Raw genomic sequence first — 16,457 nt, forward strand, 5'->3', positions numbered from 1 at the left:
TAAAACGTTTACATTGATAACCGAATAGAATATTCGTGACAAAGCTTTTTAAAAGTGATAGAATGAAAGTGTCTGGGGATTCCCCTAAAAAAAATGAAGGAGATGTTTAGATAATGACTTCAACTAAACAACACAAAAAAGTGATCCTTGTTGGTGACGGTGCCGTAGGTTCATCTTATGCTTTCGCACTTGTTAACCAAGGAATTGCACAAGAGCTTGGAATTATCGAAATTCCACAATTACACGAAAAAGCTGTTGGTGATGCGCTTGACCTTAGCCACGCCCTTGCCTTCACTTCACCTAAAAAAATCTACGCTGCTCAATACTCTGACTGTGCAGACGCTGACCTTGTTGTTATCACTGCAGGTGCTCCTCAAAAACCAGGTGAAACTCGCCTTGACCTTGTAGGAAAAAACTTGGCTATCAACAAATCAATCGTAACACAAGTTGTTGAATCAGGGTTCGATGGTATCTTCCTTGTTGCAGCTAACCCAGTTGACGTTTTGACTTACTCAACTTGGAAATTCTCTGGATTCCCTAAAGAACGTGTTATCGGTTCAGGTACTTCACTTGACTCAGCACGTTTCCGTCAAGCACTTGCTGAAAAATTGGATGTTGATGCTCGTTCAGTTCACGCCTACATCATGGGTGAACACGGAGATTCTGAATTTGCGGTTTGGTCACACGCTAACATCGCTGGTGTAAACCTAGAAGAATTCCTTAAAGACACTCAAAACGTTCAAGAAGCTGAATTGATTGAATTGTTCGAAGGTGTTCGTGACGCTGCCTACACAATCATTAACAAAAAAGGAGCTACATACTACGGTATCGCTGTAGCACTTGCTCGTATCACAAAAGCAATCCTTGATGACGAAAATGCAGTACTTCCACTTTCAGTCTTCCAAGAAGGTCAATACGGTGTTAAAAACGTCTTTATCGGTCAACCAGCTGTTGTTGGTGCACACGGTATCGTTCGTCCAGTAAACATCCCATTGAACGATGCTGAAACTCAAAAAATGCAAGCATCTGCTAAAGAATTGCAAGCTATCATTGATGAAGCATGGAAAAACCCTGAATTCCAAGCAGCTTCTAAAAACTAATGAAAAGAAGGTTCTCAAACATGGGAACCTTTTTCTTTTTTCTTTTTGCCCCAAAAATACCCCAAAGCAACAAAAAAGCCTATCGACCAAGCAATGAAGCTTGATACAATAGGCTTTTTGAAAATTCATTATTTAACAGCGTCTTTAAGAGCTTTACCAGCTTTGAATGCTGGAACTTTAGAAGCTGCGATTTTGATTTCTTTACCAGTTTGTGGGTTGCGACCTTTACGTGCTGCACGCTCACGAACTTCAAAGTTACCGAAACCGATCAATTGAACTTTTTCACCAGCTGCAAGGTATTCAGTTACTGCTGCAAATACAGCGTCAACTGCTGCTGCTGAATCTTTCTTAGTCAATTCTGTAGCTTCTGCTACTTTAGCGATCAAATCTTGTTTGTTTGCCATGTTAACAAATCCTCCAAATAATTTCTAATTAACAAATATAATCATATCCTAAAATCGGCTATAGGTCAAGTCAAAAACACTATTTTGACTATTTTTTCTCTATTTTTTTAGGAATTGTAGCGAATTAGAATCGCCCAAGCATTCTCTCCAGTATGAGTTTGAATAATAGAGCCAGTTTCCAATACAGAGATTGGCTTCTCAACATAAGGTTGCAATAATGCCTTCATCTCATTCGCCCATTCGTTCGTTCCAGCATAAGAAATTCCAATTTCTGCAACTGATTTTTGGGAAAGAGTATTGGTTAATTCCTCAAGCCACTTTTTGAACGTTTTCGCTCCACGTCCTTTGACGATTGGTTGGAGTTCGTGGTTCTTCATCTGCATTATTACACGAATATTCAAGAGTGAGCTTAGTAATCCTGTCACACGTCCAATACGACCACCCTTAACTAAGTTTTCTAGCGTCGAAACACCGATATAGAGTTCTGTATGATTTTTGACGTCCTCTACATGAGCCAAGATCGTTTCTAAATCTTTACCTTCTTTAGCAAGTTTTGCAGCTTCAACAACTTGGAACTTCATTGCTTGATCTGTAAAGGAACTATCAAGAACCGTTACATCAGCAGTTGAGAGGCTGGCCCCTTGGCGAGCAGCTTCCACAGTTCCAGACAAGGCATGGGACATGTGAATGGCGATAATTTGACTGCCATCTTTACCTAGTTCTTCAAAGACCTCAGCAAACACTCCTACAGGTGGCTGACTTGTTTTAGGCAGATTCTTACTTTGTTGCATAAGATGAAGGAATTCTCCCTCTTTAAAATCTGCATCCGAATAAAGCACACTATCAATCATAACTGATAGAGGGACAACAGTGATATTTAATTCTTTAACTACTTCTGGTTCGATAGTAACAGAAGAGTCCGTTACAATTTTTACTTGTGTCATAATTCAATCTTTCTATTCTTCTCGATAGGATTGGGATTTTCTCCTTTATTATATCAAAAAAATGATAAAAAATCATAAGTGATCCGATGAAAAGAACTGAATTTTTGGTATAATCTATCTATAGAAAAGTGAGGAACAGCCATGATTCGAAAACTTCAACCGATTATCACTATTATTTTTGGAGCTGCTATCTATGCCTTCGGTCTTACTTACTTTGTTGTTCCTTATCATTTATTTGAGGGAGGGGCGACAGGTATTACCTTGATTACCTACTATCTTTTTAAGATTCCTGTCTCATTGATGAACCTCTTGATTAATATCCCTTTATTTATCCTGGCTTGGAAGATATTTGGACCTAAGACCCTCTACTCCAGCCTTCTAGGATCTATTTCACTTTCCATTTGGCTAGCAATCTTTGAGCGCATTCCTTTGCATATCGACTTGCAAGGAGATCTCATCATTGTCGCTTTAGTCTCAGGAGTCTTACTAGGGGTTGGTTTAGGAATTATCTTTAATGCTGGTGGAACCACTGGTGGCTCTGATATCGTTGCCCGTATCCTCAACAAATACACCAATATTTCGATTGGTAAATTGCTCTTTGGGATTGACTTTTTTATCCTAATGTTGATTTTGATTATCTTCCAGGACCTTCGTCTAGTTACCTATACCCTCTTATTTGACTTTATCATCGCTCGTGTTATTGACTTGATCGGTGAAGGGGGTTATGCTGGTAAAGGATTTATGATTATTACCCAATATCCTGATCAATTGGCCAAAGAGATTAACGATGAACTCGGACGTGGCGTTACCTTTATATCTGGTCAAGGCTACTACAGCAAAAAGGATTTAAAAATCATCTACTGTATCGTAGGTCGGAACGAAATCGTTAAAATGAAAGATATGATTCACAAAATCGACCCTCAAGCCTTTATCACTATCACTGAGGCTCATGAAATTCTGGGTGAAGGATTTACTTATGTGAAAGATTAAAAAAGCTGGGAATTCCCAGCTTTTATTCTTCTTCTGCGAGGGTTGAATGGCGGAACCCGTAAGTAAAGTAAATGACTAGACCAACTAGAAGAGCAATACCAAAGGCAATCCAGGTATCTAGACTATATTGAAGCATAAAGGAAACACAGATAAGAATGGAAAGAATTGGCAAAAGTGGCACCAAGGGAGTTTTAAACTCTCCCTCTTTTGGCATCCCCTTATCCTTTCTGAGTTTTATTATTCCATAGGCTAGCAAAATGAGATAAGCTAGCGTACAGATATTTAAGAAGGCTGCAATACTGGCTAGAGGAAAGACTCCTGCAGCAATGGCTGAAGCAACTCCTGTTAAGAGGGTCGCATTTTTAGGAACGCGACTAGTCTTGCTTAATTGTTTGAAACTTTGAGGTAAAAGTCCATCACGTGCTAAGCTATAAATCATCCGAGATAAAGCATAAGTCATGGAGATACATACGGTTATCAGGGTTAGAATGGCTACAAGCGAAACATAATTTGCCGCCCAGCCGATACCAATACTCCGTAATGAAAATGCTACTGCATCGTCCACATTGAGCTTACTGTAGTGAACAATCCCTGTCAATACTAAAGTTACCAAGGCATAGAGAATGGTGACGATTGTCAGAGAAAGTACGATTCCGCGAGGAATATTTTTTTGAGGATTTTGAATTTCATCAACTGCCATGGAAATAGACTCAAATCCGAGAAAACCAAAGAACATCAAAGATGCGCCCGCCATAATCCCAGTACTTCCACCATATAGTTGACCAAAACCAAATGGAGCAAAATTCGTCCAATTTTCAGGCTTGATGTACCAAATACCAACTAGGATAAATAAGGCGAGAGCTGAGAATTTCAAGACCACTAAAAGCGAATTAAATCTCAAAGCTGCCTTAGAATTTAATAAAACCAATCCCGTTACCAAGGTAAGTACTAAAATAGGCAGAAGATCGATATAGGTTCCTTGTTCAGGGTTAAAGGTTCCATTCAAGGCTTGCGGCATCGAGATACCATAATTACTAAGCAATCCCTTAAAGTAAGCTGCCCAGCCAGACGCCACACCTGAAACAGCCGTCATGAATTCCATGATGGTCAGCCAGCCAGCAATCCAGGCTGGCAATTCTCCTAGAATCGCATAGAGGTAACTATAAGCACCACCAGTTGCAGGAACACGAGAGGCAAATTCTGCAAAAAAGAGGGCTGATAGAGAAACACACAGGGCAGAAATCACAATGGAAATCACTAGTGATGGACCAGCTAGGGTAGCCGCTGCTGTTCCTGTAATGGTGAAAATCCCCGTCCCCACCATAGCACCAATCCCTAGAAGAATCAAATCCCACAATTTCAAATGGCGATGCATCTCTGTCTGTCTCAGACTAACATCCTTGGTTCTAAAAATATTCATACTTCATCTCCACTAAATGTAATTGTTTTATTTTACCATATAAAAGTATTTTTGTGAATATTTATTAGGTTCTTTTTTAAAAAAATTCTGAACAGAAAGGATTCCTGTTCAGAATTTGCATTTTTACCCAGTAATTCTTTCAATTAGTTACTCATCAAGCGATTAAGCTCAACAGTATACCCCATTGAAAGTTTTTGGGGATTTGGGATTTTTTAAACTTCAAAGTAAGGGAACGGACGGTCACTATCTAAAGGACGATGTGGAACTTCTTGTTCCAGAATAGCGCGCCAACCAGATACCAATTCTTCAAAAGTCAGTTGTGCTTCTGGAGAAGCTGTTGTCAGCTTCCGACCAAACCAAGCCATGGTTGCAGTTTCAAATTGAAGCATAGCGTACTGGATTACTGGTACATTTGCCTCTTCATAATTTTCATTTACTGCACGCGCTACTTCTGCCGCTTGCGGAAGGAGTTGATTGCTGATTTTATCAACAACTGTCGCATCCATCTCTCTCCATGAAAGAAGTTGACCATTTACCTGATAAAAGAGCTCAAAGGTTTCTTGATTTTCCTTAAAATTAGCAAGAACAAATGCACGTTCTACTGCCTCAGGACCGCCAGCAGCTTTTACAGCGTTTATCAAGAGGTTTTGTTCCATTTGTCGCCAATAATCATCAGCTTCTGCTTCAAGATCAAAAACAAATGCCTGATCCAACTCTTCAATCGGGGCTTCTCCCTTATTCACTTTTTCAATCGTTCCAAATAAACGCTTTAAAAATCCCATTTGCTTCTCCTTTTGGGTTTTATCCGACAGATCCTTCCATTTCATAGCTAATCAAGCGATTCAGCTCAACTGCGTATTCCATTGGAAGTTCTTTTGTGAAGGGTTCGACAAATCCCATGACAATCATCTCGGTTGCCTCAGATTCTGACAAACCACGGCTCATGAGGTAGTAGAGTTGTTCCTCTGAAATCTTAGAAACCTTAGCTTCGTGCTCCAAAGCAACTTGCGAGTTGTGAATTTCATTGAATGGAATGGTATCTGACGCTGATAAGTCATCCATGATAATGGTATCACACTCGATGTGAGAAACAGATTTCTTAGAGTTCTTGTTAAAGGTTACTTGTCCGCGGTAGTCAACCTTTCCTCCGCCTTTAGCGATGGATTTAGAAACGATAGACGAGCTTGTATGCGGTGCGTTGTGGATCATCTTGGCACCAGTATCTTGGTGTTGACCAGCATTAGCAAAGGCGATAGAAAGCATAGTACCACGGGCCCCTTCTCCATCTAGGTAAACAGATGGGTATTTCATAGTTGTTTTGGCACCTAAGTTTCCATCAATCCACTCAACAGTCGCATCTTTCAAAGCTTTGGCACGTTTTGTTACCAAGTTATAGACATTATCAGACCAGTTTTGGATAGTAGTATAACGCATATAAGCTCCGTCCAAAGCGAAAATTTCTACAATGGCAGCGTGCAAGCTGTTGCTAGAATAAGTTGGTGCTGTACATCCTTCTACGTAGTGGACGCTTGCTCCTTCATCAACAATAATCAAGGTACGTTCGAACTGACCTGTATTTTCGTTGTTGATACGGAAATAGGTTTGAAGTGGAATATCTACCTTGACACCTTTTGGCACGTAGATAAAGGTTCCACCCGACCATACTGCAGAGTTGAGGGCTGCCAACTTGTTATCAGTCGGTGGTACCAACTTCGCAAAGTATTGTTTAAACAAGTCTGGGTATTCCTTGAGGGCAGAATCCGTATCTGTAAAGATAATTCCTAACTTCTCAAACTCTTCCTTCATGTTGTGGTATACCACTTCTGACTCGTACTGGGCAGAGGCACCTGCTAGATAAGCACGTTCAGCTTCTGGAATACCGATACGTTCAAAGGTTTCTTTGATTTTTTCAGGAACTTCATCCCAAGAACGGGCTGGTTTATCAGAAGGTTTTTGGTAGTAGATCAAGTCATCAAAGTCAATCTCTGACAAGTCTGCTCCCCAGGTTTGCATAGGCATTTTTTTGAAGGTTTCATAAGACTTCAAACGGAATTCTAACATCCACTCAGGTTCTCCCTTAGCAGCTGATAATTCGCGAATGACTTCTTCGTTCAATCCTTTTCCTGTCGATAAGACAGGCTCTACATCGTCATGGAAACCAAATTTATATTCACCAAGGTCAATTGGTTTTGGTTCTACTCTTTCTTCAGCCATAATATCCTTTCTTTCATTCTATATTACTAATGATTCATAAGACAAAAGAAACTTGTCTTACTGTTTTTCTTGATTTTCAATTGTTTTCTTAAGGGCATTCCAAGCTAGAGTTGCACACTTAATCCGTTGTGGGAATTTGGCAACACCTGATAAGAAAGCTGCATCGCCAAGTTGGTCTTGGCGGTCATCTTTTTGACCTTGAACCATTTCTGAAAAAATGGTCGCAAGCTCTAGAATTTCTTGTTTGGTCTTGCCCAAAACAGCATCTGTCATCATACTAGCAGAGGCAGTTGAAATCGTGCATCCTGAATTTAGAAAAGCAATATCTTCCAAACGGTCCTCTGCGTCAAACTTGACAGAGAGGTAGATAACATCCCCACAGGTTGGATTATTGAGACTGATTTGTTCAGCGTCTTCTAACTTTCCTTGGTGATGTGGATTTTTCGAATGGTCTGCCACCACTGCCATATAAAGGTTATCTAGTTTAGAAAGTGCCATTGAAAAACTCCTTTGTCTTTTGTAGGGCATCGACTAGTTTGTCACAATCTGCCTTGGTATTGTAGATATAAAAACTTGCACGAGCTGTTGCTGGGACTTCTAAATACTGAAGCAAGGGTTGGGCGCAATGGTGACCAGCACGAACAGCCACTCCTTCATAATCCAGAGCCGTCGCAAGATCGTGGGGATGAAGATCACCTAGGTTAAAAGCAATGACACCCGAACGTTGAGCCAAGTCCTGCGAACCATAAATGGTCAAACCTTCAATGGCCTGCAATTTTGGAAAGACGTATGCAATCAATTCCTGTTCATGAGCTTCAATGGCATCCATACCAATCTTTTCCAGATAATCCACTGCTGCTGCAAGTCCGATAGCCCCTGCCATATTTGGCGTTCCAGCCTCAAATTTCCAAGGCAATTCCTTCCAACTAGCAGATTGCTCATAGACGAAATCGATCATCTCACCGCCAAATTCAATTGGAGACATTTGTTCCAGATACTTTTCTTTACCGTAAAGGACACCGATACCAGTCGGACCAGCCATCTTGTGACCTGAAAAAGCAAAGAAGTCCACATCCAAGTCCTGGACATCAATCTTCATATGTGGCGTAGACTGAGCACCATCCACCACCATAATAGCTCCAACTTGGTGGGCTAATTGCGTGATTTCCTTGATCGGATTGACCACACCAAGAACATTTGAGGCGTGAGCTAGGGAGACAAACTTGACTTTATCAGTCAATTTAGCGCGCAAGTCATCCATATCCAGAGCTCCGTCCTTGAGATAAACATAGACAAGCTCAGCTCCGGTCTTTCGACAAGCTTCCTGCCAAGGAATGATATTGGAATGGTGTTCCATGACAGAAATCAAGACCTGGTCTCCCTCAGTCAGGATTTCCTCAGCAAAGCGTGCCACCCAGTTAAGGCTGGTTGTCGTTCCTCTGGTAAAGAGTACTTCCTTTGTAGAGCTTGCATTGATAAACTTACGAATGGTTTCACGAGCCGCCTCATAGGAAGCTGTCGCCCGCTCCGCCAAGGTATGAACCCCACGATGAACATTTGCATTGTCCTGCTCATAGTAGCGGTTGATTGTTTCCAGAACTGCTAGTGGTTTTTGTGTCGTCGCAGCATTGTCCAGATAGACCAGAGGTTCATCATTAACAATCTGGTCTAAAATTGGAAAATCCTTGCGAATCGCTTCTACATCTAACATAGGCTTCCCCTTAGCGTTTTGACAATTTTTCTTCGATAGTTGCAATCATTTCATCACGAACTTCTTTGACTGGAATCTCAACAATTACGGAGCCAAGGAAACCACGAACAACCAAACGCTCAGCAGTCGCCTTATCCAAGCCACGGCTCATGAGGTAGTACATATCTTCTGGATCCACCTGACCGATAGAAGCCGCGTGACCTGCAGTTACGTCATTTTCATCAATCAAAAGAATTGGGTTGGCATCTGAACGTGCTTGGTCTGAAAGCATGAGAACACGACTCTCTTGCTGCGCATCTGCTCCCTTAGCACCCTTGATAATGTGGCCAATACCATTGAAGGTCAAGGTAGCTTTTTCAAGGATAACCCCATGTTGGAGGATATTTCCGATTGAGTTGCAACCATAGTTAGTCACTCGAGTGTCAATCCCTTGCACCTGACGGCCACTTGAAAGAGCTACGACTTTCAGGTCAGCATGGCTACCATTTCCAATCAAGTCACTATCAAAGTCCGCAACGACATTTCCTTCGTTCATGACACCGATTGCCCAGTCAATGCTTGCATCGTTTCCTAGTTTACCACGACGGCTAATATAGGCAGTGACATTTTCACCTAAACGGTCAATAGCTGCAAATTTCACTTGCGCACCAGAACGAGCAATCACTTCGACCGTGATATTAGCAGTTGCCTTGGCACTACCTTCGTCACGAGACTCTAAACGTTCAAGATAACTAATCTTAGAATTTTTACCAGCGATAATCATAATATGCTTGTTAAATGGCACATCGCTATCACTGTCTTGGTAGAAAATTCCTTCGATTGGCTCTGTAATCTCAACATTATCAGGAATGTAGAGAACAGCACCACTGTTAAAGTAAGCTGTATGGTAGGCTGCCAACTTGTCGTCATCATACTTAACTGATGACATGAAGAATTCCTCAATAAGCTCTGGAATTTCTTCTAAAGCTGAGTGAAAGTCTGTAAAGACAACACCTTGTTCAGCTAACGCAACTGGAGTTTGTTTAAAAACAGTTTGCGTTCCTACTTGCACTAACTTCAAGTGATTATCTAGAGCCGTGAAGTCAGGAACATTTGCTGAAGGTTCACTTTCTGTGATGGTACCATCTCCCAGATTCCAACGATGAAATTTGACACGCTCAATGACTGGTAATTCCAAACTCTCAATCTTATCAAAAGCTTTTTGACGGAGGTCAGCCAACCAGCTTGGTTCAGCGTGCATTTCTGAAAAAAGTTTAATATTCTCTTTAGTCATTTACTTCTCCTAAAAGATACGAGGGAATTACAATTCTTCCTTGTAGTCGTAGCCAAGTTCTTCAGCTAGTTTTGCGTATCCTTCACGTTCCAAACGGGCAGCCAATTCTGGACCACCAGAAAGAACAACACGACCTTCCATCATCACGTGGACCACGTCTGGCGTGATATAGTTCAAAAGACGTTGGTAGTGTGTGATGATCATAGCACCAAAGCCTTCACCACGCATGGCATTCACACCTTTCGATACAACTTTAAGGGCGTCAATATCAAGACCTGAGTCAATCTCATCCAAAAGGGCAAAAGTTGGTTCCAACATCAAGAGTTGAAGAATTTCATTACGTTTTTTCTCACCACCTGAGAAACCTTCGTTGAGGTAACGCTCTGCCATTTCTTCTTTCATGTTGAGCAATTCCATTTTCTCGTCTAGTTTAGTGATAAACTCACGAACTGAAATCTTTTCATCATCTTCTTTACCAGCATTCATAGCTGCACGAAGAAATTCAGCGTTGGTAATTCCTGGAATTTCAGATGGGTATTGCATAGCCAGGAAAAGTCCCATACGCGCACGCTCGTCCACTTCCAACTCAAGAATATTTACGCCATCAAACAAGACCTCACCTTTGGTAACTTCATAGTTAGGGTTCCCCATGATAGCGGCAGAAAGAGTCGATTTACCAGTACCATTTGGTCCCATGATAGCTGCGATTTCTCCTGTTTTCAGAGTCAGATTGACCCCCTTCAAAATTTCTTTTCCTTCAATCTCAACGTGAAGATCTTTGATCTCTAATACTGACATGATAGTTCCTTTCTTTTTCTGGCCTACTTCCTTTATCCTTAGAGAAATCACTTACATTTCTCAAAAAATACAAGAAAAGGTCCATAAATATACTCTACTAGTATAACAAAAAAAAGCCTAAAAGGCTTTGATTTTGTCTAGAAGCTAGTGACTAATCCTTGCGGTTTAGGTGCTGATCAATGGCATCTACTATTTTCCCCATTACATAACTTAATCTAAAATTTCGAAAAAGTAGAATGGCCCAAAAGGCTGCCATGAAATAGCGACCCGTCATCCAAGCTTCATTGAAAAAATAAGTCTCAGCAGCAGTAAATAGTGCTATCACGATAAATTGTTGTCTAGTCATAGAATTATTGTACCATGAAATCCACTTTTAGTCTTCTTCGACCATGACTTTATCAGCCAGAAATTCGAATCCCTCTGGAATCAGACTTTCTTCTTCTACCTCTTGATCTGCTTGAGAAGACTTGTTTTTAGCTGAAAATGCTGCACGAACCTCTTTCCATTCCTCTAGGGAAATTGCCAGGATTTCAGGTGAAAATCCAGCCGCCTGACTGAGGATGTTGCCAAACATGGTGTTGAGGTTATCCCGTTTCATGGTTTGGCCTGCATTGAAATTAGACTCAAAGGCTAAAATAGCATGGTGTTCGTTGGCCGCAACTGGTTGAGAACCAACAAGCAGAGCCTTATCAGGACCAGCTAAGCTTTCGATCACTTCTCCCCACGCATTCTGGAGGCGAATCAAGTTTTGCCGCGCCAATTCAGGATTTTCAACAGCTTCTTGTAGGATAGCCTGAACCTTATTACGGTCTACTCGATAGACAGTCTTGGAAGTGGCTGGACGGCTAGGGACTGGCGCCACTTGTTTAGGCACCGTTCCAACATTAGCAAGTTCTTGCTTGAGACGAACTACTTCCTGTCTCAGTGCAGAAATTTCACTTTCGACAGCTCCTGAAAGCACTGGTTCAGGCTTAATCTCCGCTAAACGAATGGTCATCATCTCAGCATAAATCTTAGGTTGTAGGCTCGCTTTCATATCTGCCAAGCTCACAGTCGCTATTCGAATCATTTCAAAGAGACTTTCCTGAGAAAGAGCTAGATTGTCCATAAAAACTGGACTATGATGAGTATTTTCGCCACCTGTCTGAACAACTAATAGATCACGCAAGTACTGTAAAAGATCCGTCACAAAACGAGTCATACTCTTGCCATTTTCAAACAAAAGATTCAAAGAATCAAGAGCTTTTAAAACATCCTGCTGTGACAAGGCGGCTACATAGTCATCAAGCGCTGATAGACTAATGGTGCCTGTAATCTCCTCAGAGATAGCTGTAGTTAAAGCATTCCCTTGAGTCAAACTCAAGGCTTGGTCCAGAATAGACAAGGCATCCCGCATCCCACCTTCAGCCCGTCTGGCAATGATTTCTACAGCATCTGGTTCAGAACTGATATTTTCTTTTTCTAAAATATGATGAATATGTGCCGTGATATCTTGAGTTCGAATCGATTTAAACTCAAAACGTTGGACACGCGATAAAATAGTTGCTGGAATCTTGTGCAATTCGGTAGTCGCCAAAATAAAGACAACGTTCTGGGTTGGTTCTTCTAGGGTCTTCAAAAGCGCATTAAAAGCTCCTGTAGACAACATATGAACCTCGTCTATGATATAGACCTTATAACGGGCCAAACTAGGAGAATAGGTGGATTTATCACGAATTTCACGGATTTCATCGACTCCATTATTCGAAGCCGCATCCATTTCGATAACATCTTCTAGGCTACCTTCTGTGACTGCTTGGCAGATATAACAGTTATTACATGGTTCCCCGTCTACCTGGTTCGGACAGTTCATAGCCTTGGCAAAAATCTTGGCTACACTGGTTTTACCAGTTCCTCGAGGACCTGAGAAAAGATAGGCATGACTAATCTTTTCCTGCTCAACTGCTTGTTTTAGGGTTTTAGCCACAACTTCTTGACCTACTAGTTGTGAAAAAGTCTGGCTTCTATATTTTCGATAAAGTGCTTGATACATTAGGCTTTCTCCTCAAACATCGTAAAGTCCCATTCTGTCTTCTCAAGCAAAATAGCGACAAATTGTTCCAAGTAATCACGGTCAACGGCATTGTAATCATCAATAACTGAAGAATCCAGGTCTAAGACACCCAGCAATTGACCATTCTTGAGCATGGGAACCACGATTTCACTCTTGGCCATACTATCACAAGAAATGTAGTTTGGATAGGTGCTCACATCGCCAACCAAAACAGTCTCTTGAAACTCAGCAGCTTCTCCACACACGCCTTTTCCAAGCGGAATGCGAATACAAGAAACACCACCCTGAAAAGGCCCTAAAACCAACTCGCTACCATCAAACAGATAAAACCCTGCAAAGACAGTATTCGGAAAGCGAGATTTTAGAAGGGCACTAGCATTTGAAAGATTGGCAAGAACATTGCTCTCACCTTCAAGTAAATAAGAGAGTTCCTCATTTAACAATTGATATTGTGATTGTTTTTCTGAATCTAACATAGAACTATTATATCAAAAATGAGAAAGAGACAAAAGAAAAATCCCTTGTTTTAAACAAAGGATTTTGTGATTATCAATTTGATTAAAGTTCGATATCACCGAACAAGTCAGCCATTGAGAATCCTGTTTGTGTTTCTGGAAGTTCGAAATCACGTTTTTCTTGACGTTTTGGACGACGTGGACGAGCAGCACGTTTTTCTTCTTTTTGTCCTTCTTCTTGAGCTGGACGTTCTTCAAGAGCTTTGATAGAAAGAGATACACGTTCTGCGTCAGCGTTAACATCAAGGACTTTAACAGTAACTTCTTGACCAACAGTAAGAGCTTCTTTTGGATTTTCGATACGTTTGTGTGAAATTTGTGATACGTGAACAAGTCCATCGATACCTGGCAATACTTCAACAAATGCACCAAAGTCAGTCAAACGTTTAACTGTTCCTTCTACTACATCACCTTTAGCCAATTTTTGCTCAACACCATCCCATGGTCCAGGTGTTGTTGCTTTAAGTGAAAGTGATACGCGTCCTTCTTCTTCGTTAAGATCAAGGATCTTCACTTCAATTTCTTCACCAACAGTTACAACTGATTTAGGTGATACGTTACGTTCGTGTGACAATTCAGTCAAGTGAACCAATCCGTCGACTCCACCAAGGTCGATGAAAGCACCAAAGCTAGTGATACGAGCAACTTTACCAGTTACGACATCACCAACGGCCAATTTACCGAATACTTCAGCACGAGCTGCTGCAGTAGCTGCTTCAACAACTTCACGACGTGAAAGGATGAAGCGGTTTTCTTTAGGATCAACTTCTTTGATTTTAGCATCAAATTCTTGACCTACGAAACGCTCAGTGTTACGTACGAAACGAGTATCCAACATTGAAGCTGGGATGAATCCACGAACACCTTCAAATTCTACTGAAAGTCCACCTTTAACGGCACGAGTTCCTTTAACAGTAACAACTTCTTCTTCGCGTCCTACAAGTTTGTCCCATGCTTTGCGAGCTTCAAGGCGTTTTTTAGATACAAGGTATGTAACTGTATCAGTATCTTTACCAACTACTTGACGAAGTACAAGAACATCCAATACTTCTCCTACTTTCACAAAGTCATTGATATCTGCATCGCGATCGTTTGTCAATTCGCGAAGAGTCAAGACACCTTCAACACCAGTCCCAGAGATTGCAACGTTAGCTTGAGTCGCATCAACTGTCAATACTTCAGCACTAACAACATCACCAGGCTCAACTTGGCTAACGCTATTTAGCAAATCTTCAAATTCGTTCATCTAAAAAATCCTCCAACAATCAAGTTTTTCCAAACTTGACATACTTATAATTTTTTTCCTAAGCACCCGCAAAGACATGTTCATATCGTTCACGTCTTTCAATTATAAAAATAAAATACCCTAAGATATTTTTCTTTTTATCTTGAATTTATTACCTAAGAACTGGGGTAGCTGGATTCGAACCAACGCATGAGGGAGTCAAAGTCCCTTGCCTTACCGCTTGGCTATACCCCATTGATGAATGGAGAGAGAGGGATTCGAACCCCCGAACCCGAAGGAGCGGATTTACAGTCCGCCGCGTTTAGCCTCTTCGCTATCTCTCCAATGTTTAACGAGAACTATTATATCATGAAATTTTCAATAAAACAAGTATTATTTTGTCAAATTATAGTTTTCAATCAAAATTTCCACAGCTTTTTCAAGTTTTTTATAAAAACTATCGACATTTCCATTCTTTATGATGGCAAATTGGCTATCTAATTCGGCAATTTCCCCAATAACCTTTTTCCCGATCGTCAAAACGTATCCTTCATAGCTGTCTTTTCCAACAGTCACTTTTGCATCAGTTAATTGAATTTCGATTTTCTTATCTTTTTTACTCATACTCTACCTCTTTTCACTTTTTCTATTGTACAAGAAAATGCTCAAACTAGCAAGAAAAAACTCCATTTCAGTCCTTACAACTGCTATGGAGTTCTTCTTTACTTCATGTCTTTTAGTCCACTTTGACAATCCATCCTTCTGGTGCTTCTACGTCACCAAATTGGATACCAGTCAATTCATCATAAAGTTTACGTGTCACAGGACCTACTTCTGTTTCACTATAGAAAACATGGAAATCATCGCCATGTTGGATGCCTCCAATTGGAGAAATAACCGCTGCTGTTCCACAAGCACCTGCCTCTACAAAACGATCCAAATTATCGATTGGGACATCACCTTCAATCGGAGTCAAGCCCAAGCGGTGTTCTGCCAAGTAAAGCAAAGAGTACTTGGTAATGGATGGCAAGATGGATGGACTCAATGGCGTAACAAATTCATTGTCGGCCGTGATTCCAAAGAAGTTGGCTGATCCGACTTCTTCAATCTTTGTATGTGTAGATGGGTCTAGGTAGATAACATCTGAGAATTGGCGTGACTTGGCCATTTTACCTGGAAGGAGACTAGCAGCATAGTTCCCACCTACCTTGGCCGCACCTGTACCATTTGGGGCTGCCCGGTCGTATTCATCCTGAATCAAGAAATTTGTTGGGACTAAACCACCTTTAAAATAGTTACCAACTGGCATAGCAAAGATGGTGAAAATATACTCTTCTGCAGGTTTAACCCCAATAATATCCCCAACACCAATTAATAGTGGACGAAGATAAAGGGTTCCACCTGTTCCATATGGTGGGACGTATTCTTCATTTGCACGCACAACTGCTTTACAAGCTTCTACAAACATTTCTGTCGGAACTTGTGGCATCAAAAGACGGTCGCAAGTACGTTGCAAACGCTTGGCATTTTCGTCAGGACGGAACAATTGAACACTGCCGTCCTTGGTACGATAGGCTTTCAATCCCTCAAATGCTTGCTGTCCATAGTGGAGACTTGGAGAAGACTCTGAAATATGCAAGGTTGCATCCTCTGTCAATTCTCCTTGATCCCATTGACCATTTTTGTAGTGAGCGATATAACGGTAAGGTAGTTTCATATAAGCAAATCCAAGGTTTTCCCAATCAATTGCAACTGTCATGTGTTTCTCCTTTATACTATTCAAACTATGTGTTCTATTCTACACTTTTCT

Annotated in this window: 17 protein-coding genes and 2 tRNA genes; 2 read left to right on the forward strand and 17 right to left on the reverse strand. The window is 41.1% G+C overall.

Annotation, left to right across the window (positions count from 1 at the left end; genetic code table 11):
* The first annotated feature begins 113 nt into the window (after positions 1–113).
* Positions 114–1,100, forward strand: a complete 987-nt coding sequence (locus O3622_RS04980) for an L-lactate dehydrogenase (protein WP_000204722.1) — start codon at positions 114–116, stop codon at positions 1,098–1,100.
* 128 nt (positions 1,101–1,228) lie between these two features.
* Here O3622_RS04980 and O3622_RS04985 read toward each other — a convergent pair whose 3' ends face one another.
* Both O3622_RS04985 and O3622_RS04990 read right to left on the reverse strand, forming a co-directional pair.
* On the reverse strand, positions 1,229–1,504 hold the full coding sequence (locus O3622_RS04985) for an HU family DNA-binding protein (RefSeq protein ID WP_001284636.1): 276 nt from the start codon (positions 1,502–1,504) through the stop codon (positions 1,229–1,231).
* A gap of 107 nt (positions 1,505–1,611) precedes the next feature.
* Positions 1,612–2,448, reverse strand: a complete 837-nt coding sequence (locus O3622_RS04990) for a DegV family protein (RefSeq protein WP_125457204.1) — start codon at positions 2,446–2,448, stop codon at positions 1,612–1,614.
* A 141-nt stretch (positions 2,449–2,589) separates the two neighbouring features.
* Here O3622_RS04990 and O3622_RS04995 point away from each other — a divergent pair, with 141 nt between their 5' ends.
* Complete coding sequence (locus O3622_RS04995) at positions 2,590–3,438, forward strand: YitT family protein (RefSeq protein WP_070567545.1); 849 nt, start codon at positions 2,590–2,592, stop codon at positions 3,436–3,438.
* A gap of 22 nt (positions 3,439–3,460) precedes the next feature.
* Here the strand turns inward: O3622_RS04995 and O3622_RS05000 are convergent, their stop codons facing one another.
* The 15 genes from O3622_RS05000 to O3622_RS05070 form a co-directional block, all read right to left on the reverse strand.
* Positions 3,461–4,858, reverse strand: coding sequence for an APC family permease (locus O3622_RS05000; protein ID WP_070567547.1), 1,398 nt, complete (start codon positions 4,856–4,858; stop codon positions 3,461–3,463).
* Between the two features lie 212 nt (positions 4,859–5,070).
* Positions 5,071–5,640, reverse strand: coding sequence for a hypothetical protein (locus O3622_RS05005; protein ID WP_070567549.1), 570 nt, complete (start codon positions 5,638–5,640; stop codon positions 5,071–5,073).
* A 19-nt stretch (positions 5,641–5,659) separates the two neighbouring features.
* A complete protein-coding gene (sufB, locus tag O3622_RS05010) occupies positions 5,660–7,072 on the reverse strand; it encodes a Fe-S cluster assembly protein SufB (protein WP_084849775.1) in 1,413 nt (470 codons plus the stop codon).
* A 57-nt stretch (positions 7,073–7,129) separates the two neighbouring features.
* The gene (sufU, locus tag O3622_RS05015; protein WP_371607139.1) at positions 7,130–7,570 is read right to left on the reverse strand and encodes a Fe-S cluster assembly sulfur transfer protein SufU; all 441 of its coding nucleotides are present in this window, start codon (positions 7,568–7,570) and stop codon (positions 7,130–7,132) included.
* The gene (locus O3622_RS05020; RefSeq protein ID WP_000887706.1) at positions 7,557–8,783 is read right to left on the reverse strand and encodes a cysteine desulfurase; all 1,227 of its coding nucleotides are present in this window, start codon (positions 8,781–8,783) and stop codon (positions 7,557–7,559) included. The genes sufU and O3622_RS05020 overlap by 14 nt, the downstream gene beginning before the upstream one ends.
* Positions 8,784–8,793: 10 nt before the next feature.
* Positions 8,794–10,056: a Fe-S cluster assembly protein SufD gene (gene sufD / locus O3622_RS05025; RefSeq protein WP_371607140.1), complete on the reverse strand. Its 1,263-nt coding sequence runs from the start codon at positions 10,054–10,056 to the stop codon at positions 8,794–8,796.
* Between the two features lie 27 nt (positions 10,057–10,083).
* A complete protein-coding gene (sufC, locus tag O3622_RS05030; protein WP_000114489.1) occupies positions 10,084–10,854 on the reverse strand; it encodes a Fe-S cluster assembly ATPase SufC in 771 nt (256 codons plus the stop codon).
* A 151-nt stretch (positions 10,855–11,005) separates the two neighbouring features.
* The gene (locus tag O3622_RS05035) at positions 11,006–11,200 is read right to left on the reverse strand and encodes a DUF3272 family protein (protein WP_000198269.1); all 195 of its coding nucleotides are present in this window, start codon (positions 11,198–11,200) and stop codon (positions 11,006–11,008) included.
* A 27-nt stretch (positions 11,201–11,227) separates the two neighbouring features.
* Positions 11,228–12,886 carry a DNA polymerase III subunit gamma/tau gene (gene dnaX, locus O3622_RS05040; protein ID WP_084921804.1) on the reverse strand — a complete coding sequence of 553 codons (1,659 nt, stop codon included), beginning with the start codon at positions 12,884–12,886 and terminating at the stop codon, positions 11,228–11,230.
* Positions 12,886–13,383: a GAF domain-containing protein gene (locus O3622_RS05045; protein WP_000887140.1), complete on the reverse strand. Its 498-nt coding sequence runs from the start codon at positions 13,381–13,383 to the stop codon at positions 12,886–12,888. The genes dnaX and O3622_RS05045 overlap by 1 nt, the downstream gene beginning before the upstream one ends.
* An 82-nt stretch (positions 13,384–13,465) precedes the next feature.
* Positions 13,466–14,668, reverse strand: coding sequence for a 30S ribosomal protein S1 (gene rpsA, locus O3622_RS05050; RefSeq protein WP_001001617.1), 1,203 nt, complete (start codon positions 14,666–14,668; stop codon positions 13,466–13,468).
* 162 nt (positions 14,669–14,830) lie between these two features.
* Positions 14,831–14,902 (reverse strand) — tRNA-Gln (locus O3622_RS05055).
* A gap of 8 nt (positions 14,903–14,910) precedes the next feature.
* A tRNA-Tyr gene (locus O3622_RS05060) sits at positions 14,911–14,991 on the reverse strand.
* 49 nt (positions 14,992–15,040) lie between these two features.
* Positions 15,041–15,271: a DUF2969 domain-containing protein gene (locus tag O3622_RS05065; RefSeq protein ID WP_000037107.1), complete on the reverse strand. Its 231-nt coding sequence runs from the start codon at positions 15,269–15,271 to the stop codon at positions 15,041–15,043.
* A gap of 112 nt (positions 15,272–15,383) precedes the next feature.
* Entirely contained in the window at positions 15,384–16,421 is a 1,038-nt protein-coding gene (locus tag O3622_RS05070) for a branched-chain amino acid aminotransferase (RefSeq protein ID WP_284697408.1), read from the reverse strand.
* Positions 16,422–16,457: the final 36 nt, after the last annotated feature.

The sequence above is a fragment of the Streptococcus sp. 27098_8_51 genome (assembly GCF_041432205.1).
Taxonomy (GTDB): Bacteria; Bacillota; Bacilli; order Lactobacillales; family Streptococcaceae; genus Streptococcus.